Raw genomic sequence first — 454 nt, 5'->3', positions numbered from 1 at the left:
TTGATATTCAAGCTGATCATGATTTAAATATTATGCAAGATCAACAAACGTTAGCGGACCTTACCGCGAATACGCTTGCTAAACTTGATAGCATCATTAATGAGGAACAACCGGATATGATTTTAGTACATGGTGATACTACAACGACTTTTGTAGGAAGTTTGGCAGCATTTTATCATCAAATTCCGGTCGGACATGTAGAAGCTGGACTTCGAACACATCAGAAATACTCACCATTTCCTGAAGAGTTAAATCGAGTCATGGTAAGTAATATTGCTGAATTGAATTTTGCGCCAACAGTAATTGCAGCTAAAAATTTACTTTTTGAAAACAAAGACAAAGAGCGTATCTTTATTACTGGAAATACAGTTATTGACGCATTGTCAACAACAGTTCAAAATGATTTTGTTTCAACGATTATTAATAAACATAAAGGCAAGAAAGTTATTTTACT

At 33.9% G+C, this 454-nt stretch carries 1 pseudogene; it reads left to right on the top strand.

Annotated features, from left to right (window positions below):
* Positions 1-454: pseudogene (gene cap8P / locus GUI70_RS25360) on the top strand (type 8 capsular polysaccharide synthesis protein Cap8P); the annotation flags it as partial.

The organism is Deinococcus alpinitundrae (assembly GCF_009982895.1).
Lineage (GTDB): Bacteria > Deinococcota > Deinococci > Deinococcales > Deinococcaceae > Deinococcus > Deinococcus alpinitundrae.
The sequence above is the reverse complement of the archived record's forward strand: the minus strand, read 5'-3'. Positions and strand labels throughout refer to the sequence as shown.